This window comes from Defluviitoga sp. (genome assembly GCF_035349255.1).
In the GTDB taxonomy this organism is placed as follows: domain Bacteria; phylum Thermotogota; class Thermotogae; order Petrotogales; family Petrotogaceae; genus Defluviitoga.
The window spans coordinates 1-6,808 of record NZ_DAOPSE010000048.1; the positions used below are offsets into that span (position 1 = coordinate 1).

Here is a 6,808-nt window from a genome sequence, read left to right on the forward strand (position 1 = left end):
GCATCCCATTTTCTTGGCTTTTTTATATATTCTTTATCCAATTTATCCCAAGGTATAGTTGACATTGATATATCATATACTAAATTAAGAAACAATATCTGCAACGGTTGCATAGGTAAAAATGGTAAAAATGCACTTGCTACCGAAACGGAAAACACATTCCCAAAATTTGAGCTTGTGGTTACTGCTAGATATTTCATAATGTTTCCAAATATTTTCCGCCCTTCAATTACCCCTTCTTCTAGAACCGTTAAACTCTTTTTTAGGAGAATGATATCAGCCGATTCTTTTGCAATATCTACAGCCGAATCGACCGAGATTCCTACATCAGCTTCTCTCATAGCTGGGGCATCATTTATTCCATCACCTAAAAATCCAACAACATGTCCATTATTTCTAAGTGCCTTAATTATTTGTGATTTTTGCATTGGAGAAAGTTTTGCAAAAATCGTTGTTTCTTCTACAATTTTGGAAAGCTCATCATCTGTCATCTTTTCGATCTCATTACCTAAAACAACATTTTTTATAGGTAAACCAACCTCTTTGCAGATCTTCTTTGTGACCAATTCATTATCTCCTGTCAATATTTTGACATCAACGCCTAGTTCGAGTAAAGCTTTAACAGCCTCAGGAGCTGATTCTTTAGGAGGATCTAAAAAGGCCAAAAATCCCATCAAAACCATTTGGTTTTCATCCATTACACTGAAAATATCTGCTGGAGGGACATCATTCTTTTGAGCAATTGCTAAAAGGCGCATACCATCTTCACTTAATTCTTTTACTATGTTCAACACCTCGTTTTTTACCTCATCTGTAAGCGGAACTACTTTGTCTTTGTATTCTACACACTCACAAATTGATAAAATTTCTTCTACAGCACCCTTAGTAATTAATTGTCTTTTATTTGTTCCCTCTTCACTTTTACTTTCTAATACAACTGACATTCTTTTTCTAACAAAATCGAAAGGAATTTCATCAATTTTTTTGTAGATCTTTTCCAATTCTGATCCTTTTATTCCTTTTTCTTCTCCATAGTTTGTAATAGCTTGGTCCATCAAATTTTTTAATCCAGTTTGATAATAGCTGTTTAGAAAGGCATACCTTAATACTCTCTCATCTGCTTCTCCGTTTATGTTTAAATACTTCACTAAGACTGTTTTATTAAGAGTTAAAGTGCCTGTTTTATCTGTACAAAGAATATCCATTGCACCAAAATTTTGAATAGCATCTAGTCTTTTCACTATCGTTTTACGTTTTGCCATTGCGACTGCGCCTTTTGCAAGATTTGTAGTAATTATCATTGGAAAAATTTCTGGGGTTAGTCCTACCGCTACTGCTAATGCGAAAAGTAAGGCGTCTAACCAACTTCCCTTTGTCAACCAATTGATAATAAAGACAACTGGAAACATAAATGCCATAAACTTTATGAGCAGTTTACTTACATCATCAATTCCTTTTTCAAAGCTTGTTTTAGTTCTTTTTCCTACCATAGTTTTTGCCATCAGACCTAAATAAGTATGTTGACCTGTTAAAATTACCACTCCTATAGCTGAACCACTAACTACACTTGTTCCCATAAAACATATGTTATGTAAATCAGTTAAAGTCAAATTATTTAAGCTAAGATTTTTGGTTTTTAAATTAGGGTATTTTTCTACAGGTTCCGATTCACCAGTTAACGTGGCTTGATTTACAAAAAGATCTTTTGATGAAATGATTCTTAAGTCAGCAGGTATCATATCTCCGGCAGCAAGGTAGACGATATCTCCCGGCACAATCTTTTCTATATTGATTTCTTTTACGTCCATTCCTTTTCTTTTAACTGCAGCGGTTGTATGGATCATGGATTTTAATTTTTCTGTTTTAACGCTTGAACGATATTCTTGGATGAAGTGTAGGAACCCACTTATTAGAATGATTACAAAAATAATTACAATTGTGCTCCAATCTCTGTATTGTGGAGCAATAAAAAGAACATCAGTAAGATAAGATACAATAGCGAGAAATATAAGTATCCCTGTAAATGGGTTTATGAACGATTTTGTGAGTTGGATATACCAGCGCGGCGGTTTTTCGTGTACTAATTCATTTCTTCCATAAATTGCAAATCTCTTTTCAACCTCTTCTTGTGGCAACCCATCTTTATCTGTACCCAATTGTAAAAATAACTCTTCAGGCTCCATTGTGGCAAAATCATATAATTGCTTAACAATCGAATAAACATGGTCATTTTTCCTTGGAATTTTTAGCATCCTTTCACCTTCAAAACATTATAAAGATTTCTTTAGCCCATTGCTATAGGATTAGATCATTATTGTGTATAACAATATCTTTTTAAGAATTAAAAACGCCGGAAAGTATTACAAATAAAAGAAGCAAGAATTTTTTATTAATCAAAAATAATTAAGAGTAAATCCTGCAAATTATAAAATTTAATATAGCTTTCTCCCTCATTTTATCAGAAAAAACTGGATTAAGATGTCATTTTTATGTTTCCTTTATATATATTAAATGAATTTTTTATTAAGTAAATTGTTTCAAACACAATAAGAAAAATTATAGAATTGTTTTATTAAAAATTCAATATTTTATCTTATTAATTCACTTTAATTATTAGACAAAAGTTTGGAAGCTAGAATTCTTAAATTAAAACTATTTGTAATGCATGAATTTTCCTAAATCATCATCATTAAAGTATGAAAGTGGGTCAAATTTTTTAAGACATCTAAAATAAGAAAATTAGAAACTCTAAAAGGTTATTATGCTTAGGGAAAGATTGACTGAAAAATAATAATGATGAAAGGTGCAAGAAGTATGGGTAAAGTTTAAGTCAAATTGTTTGTTTAAGAACATGAAAGACAGTTATTGCCTTAGGTTGCTTAGCGAAACAAATTGAATTAGCTTAGTAGCATTTTTCTCAGCATCAGATGAATCATCTTACGTCACAGGTGAGAATTGGTTATAGATGGTAGATATACCGAACTTTGGTTAAGAACTAATATTAACTCGTCCTCTCAATCAAGAGAGGACGAATTTTTTGCTGTTTGGTCATTTTAGCTTTAAAGTTCGAAGAGACTTTTGTAGAATCTTTCAAATCTTACTATAACTTTCTTGTGTTCTCGAAATAAAAATACCATGGTTCATCGGTAAGTAAATCATAAGAGGTATAGTAAGATTCAACTTTCTTAATTTTTTTGTCTGGTTTTTTCAACATATTAACCCCCTTTTTTAAGATATTTTAGTATCGTTTTATAATTTCAATAAAATTTTATCATGATATATTAAAAAAGTCAAGCAATAAATAAAAATATTTGAAATTAAAGAAAAAAATATATGAAATAAATTAATTTTAAGTTTACTTTTTAAAATTCTAAAAAACAATAATTATTAGACTCAAATTAGAGAAATGGAAGAAACCCTGAATAATAAAGCATAATATGTTATAAGAAAAATAAACAATCCTAAATATATTACCATCTACAAATAGCAAATATAATGATTGAGAACCAAGCAAAAAGATTTTAATATTAAGAATTAAGAAATTTTTTAGTAAATATTGATTTTTTTAAATAAAAATGTTATAATTTTTGTAAGATATTAACTCACATTCTAAAAATTATATATTTAGAAGCTAAAGTTTTTTAAATTTGCCCTTAAAAATAATGAGCTGTTGAAATTTAATATATAAATTACATTTTATGGTAAATATCATTAAAAATAAATTAGATAACAAGAGTTAATTGAGAATCACATAATCTTAAAAGTGAGAAAAAATATTTTTTACCAAAAGGAGGGTAAATATGCCGAAATATAGATTATCAAAATGTCCAGCTTGTGGGGGAAAATTAGAAATTATTAAGTACCAATGTGAGGAATGTGGGACTGAAATTACAGGTCACTTTGAACTAGAAGAATTTGCGCGATTAACTGATCAACAGTTGTTATTTTTAAAAATGTTTATAAAAACTCGAGGTAATTTATCCGAACTGCAAAAAGAATTAGGGATTTCATATCCTACAGCTAAGGCAAGGTTAGAAGAATTAGCAATTGCAATGGGATATGAATCAGAAACTATCGAAAGCAGAGAAAAAACACTTGAAATTCTCGAAAGGATAGAAAGGGGAGAGATTACTCCAGAAGAAGCAAAGGAAATATTAAAAAAATATAAAAAGTGAGGAGGAAAATTAATGCCTAAACTAGATTTAAGTGGCGCAAAGTCCATAAAAATTGAAACAAGAAATCTTCATGGAGATATAAAAATTCAATATGCTCCAATTACTCAATTAGAATATGCCGAGCCAGAATTAGAAATCAAAACCGTTTGGAATTCTGACAATAAAAACGTCACAATCTATTTAAGTTATGAAAAAGGGGATTTTTTGTCAAAGTTTTTTTCTTTCTCAAAAACATTCCGTGAAGTACCGATTAATTTATACATAAATGAAAAGGTAAGCGACCTTAAATTGGATCTTTCTGCTGCGGACTTAAATATTATTTTAAATTCTACAAATGTTGATGTCTTGTCTATTAAAACATCCGCCGGCGATCTGGATATTAGTGGTTTTGTTAATTCCAAGTATATGGAAGCTTTCCTTATCGATACCAAAGCTGGAGATGTTACAATTAATTTGGAAGGAACAACTATAAATGAATTTAAATTAAAAAGTGCAGCCGGTGACTTTGATATATATAATATCAATGTTACTAACGGAGAGTTCAGTTTTGCAAGCGGAGACCTTTTAATTGAAGACAGTAGAATAGACAATTTAATTATTAACATGGCGGCGGGCGATATTTCGATAAAGAAATCATTAATTACTAATGCAAAGATAAAAACTGCAAGTGGAGATATTTCAATAGACTCTTTATCTAGAGATTTTTATTGTGAAATAGATTCAGCTTCGGCTGATATAGATTTAATCATCCAAGGAAAAGATAGAATTTATTTAGAAGGTTCGATCAAAAGATTCTCATCTTCAATTAAATCAAATATTGATTTAATTCAAAAAGCTGACTCTTCATTATCTTCTCAAAGAAGAATTTTAAAAGCTAACGTAATGAGTGGAGACATTACGATTCAAGGAATAGAGATAGAAGGAGAACCTGAAAAAGAAGATCACAGTCAAGCAGAAAAGTCACTTGGGGATGAGCTTTTAACTGTCGAAGAAAAGAAGATTTTAGAATTATTAAAAGGAGAAAAAATTTCAAGATCTTTTGCCATAGAGCTTCTAGGAGAACTGGGGTATAAAGTCGAAGAAGCAGAAAAATTTTTAAAAGATAGGGGGTTATAAATTATGCAAGGACGAATAATTCTAATTGTCGTTGGAATACTGATCTTTGTATCTGTTTTGTTCAATGAACTTTTTGTTAATTTTGGTGTAATAAAGTTCTTCTTTGGAGTTGTGTTTGTGGCCTTTGGGATTCCCTTTTACAAAAAAAAGAGCACAGGAACTCTTGGCAGTTTAATATTCGGAGCTATCTTAATACTAGATTCATTTCGGCTTTTACCAACATCTCTTAATTTTTGGCAAATTGTATTATTGATGTTTGCCTCGTATATATTAGCAGCAGGTCTTAGTGGCTTATTTCATATAAGAAAAAAACCACGTAAAAAAGCAAATAAAGAAGTATTAATTTTTGATCTTCCTCCAAACTTTTCAGAAGATTCACTAGATCTTGTAACAGAGGTTGATTGGAGTTATTTAAACTTAGAGTATTCTAAAATAAATTCTCCTATAAAAGTGAAGGCGAGTATTGACGGAGAGATATACTCTTTTAAAAAAAACTATGATGTTGATAAAGTAACAATTTATAACAAGCTTAAAGTATCAAATGTCAAAGTACCTAGAAGAGCGAAGATTTCTATATATTTAAAAGATGACATCAAGTACAGTTATGTTGGAAAATTAAATGTTAGTGATGGTTTCTTAAATTTCAGGCAAACTAATACAAAAAATATTAGAATAGAAGCAACAGCATCCAAAGTTACTATAATACCTTCTGAAGTAGATAACTCAACAATAGATATAAATTCAGAGGTTTCATCAATAAATATAAAATTGCCGAATAATGTAGCTCTCGTGTTAAATCAAATAGGAGAATTAAATTTTAAAGACTTAGAATGGATGATTCAAAGGGATGACGGTTCATATGTATCAGCTAACTTTTCAGAGGCATTATACACGTGCTATTTAAACATATCTTCTGAAATGTCTAAATTAAATATTGAATTTATAGATTGATTATTCAAATTTAAATACAAATGGGGAACCTAGCTATTAACCAATTTGGGTCCCCTTTTTAGGAAGATGAAAGTTCTTTGAAATCACAAATGTAATAGGGATTCTTTTAGAGTATGTTTCACATTTTAAAAAAGAAAATGTTGAGTAACAAATTCTTTTGGGAGACCAATTGAAAATACCACATAAAACTTGCAAGCCATTTAAAAAATGCATAAAAGATTCTATTTTGATTAAAATCAAAGAAGATCTTTTAGAATCAAACTATTGATCAAACGAATCAGTGGGGTTATTATATGAACAAATATGCAAAAAGGCTTATAAAATATGGTATAAAAAATTATAAAAGATATATGATTATTGTACTTATCTTAGGGATAATAACTATTATATTTGGCTCGCTGAGGCCTTTTTTCCTTCAATACTTAATTGACGAAATAATATCACTGCAAAAAATTAATATTTTACCCTATTTTTTAATTTTTTTGACTGGGGTAGTAGCTTTAGAAAGATCATTCAATTATTTTTTTAATACTTACCATCGAAAAGTTAACTTTCTAACTATTAAA

Annotated in this window: 4 protein-coding genes and 1 pseudogene; 4 read left to right on the plus strand and 1 reads right to left on the minus strand. The window is 29.6% G+C overall.

The genetic code is table 11. The annotated features are described in order from the left end of the window. Positions 1-2,252, minus strand: a 2,252-nt coding sequence (gene mgtA / locus PKN74_RS07510; RefSeq protein WP_472310149.1) for a magnesium-translocating P-type ATPase, incomplete at its 3' end; no start/stop codon positions are given. A 1,548-nt stretch (positions 2,253-3,800) separates the two neighbouring features. On the opposite strand from mgtA, the gene PKN74_RS07515 reads away from it, so the two are divergent. From PKN74_RS07515 to PKN74_RS07530, 4 genes and pseudogenes are all read left to right on the plus strand, one after another. After that, positions 3,801-4,175 carry a DUF2089 family protein gene (locus PKN74_RS07515; protein ID WP_472310151.1) on the plus strand — a complete coding sequence of 125 codons (375 nt, stop codon included), beginning with the start codon at positions 3,801-3,803 and terminating at the stop codon, positions 4,173-4,175. Positions 4,176-4,187: 12 nt separating this feature from the next. Further along, a complete protein-coding gene (locus PKN74_RS07520) occupies positions 4,188-5,291 on the plus strand; it encodes a DUF4097 family beta strand repeat-containing protein (protein ID WP_472310153.1) in 1,104 nt (367 codons plus the stop codon). Positions 5,292-5,294: 3 nt separating this feature from the next. Next, on the plus strand, positions 5,295-6,242 hold the full coding sequence (locus PKN74_RS07525) for a hypothetical protein (protein WP_472310155.1): 948 nt from the start codon (positions 5,295-5,297) through the stop codon (positions 6,240-6,242). Positions 6,243-6,535: 293 nt separating this feature from the next. After that, positions 6,536-6,808, plus strand: a pseudogene (locus PKN74_RS07530) (ABC transporter ATP-binding protein); the annotation flags it as partial.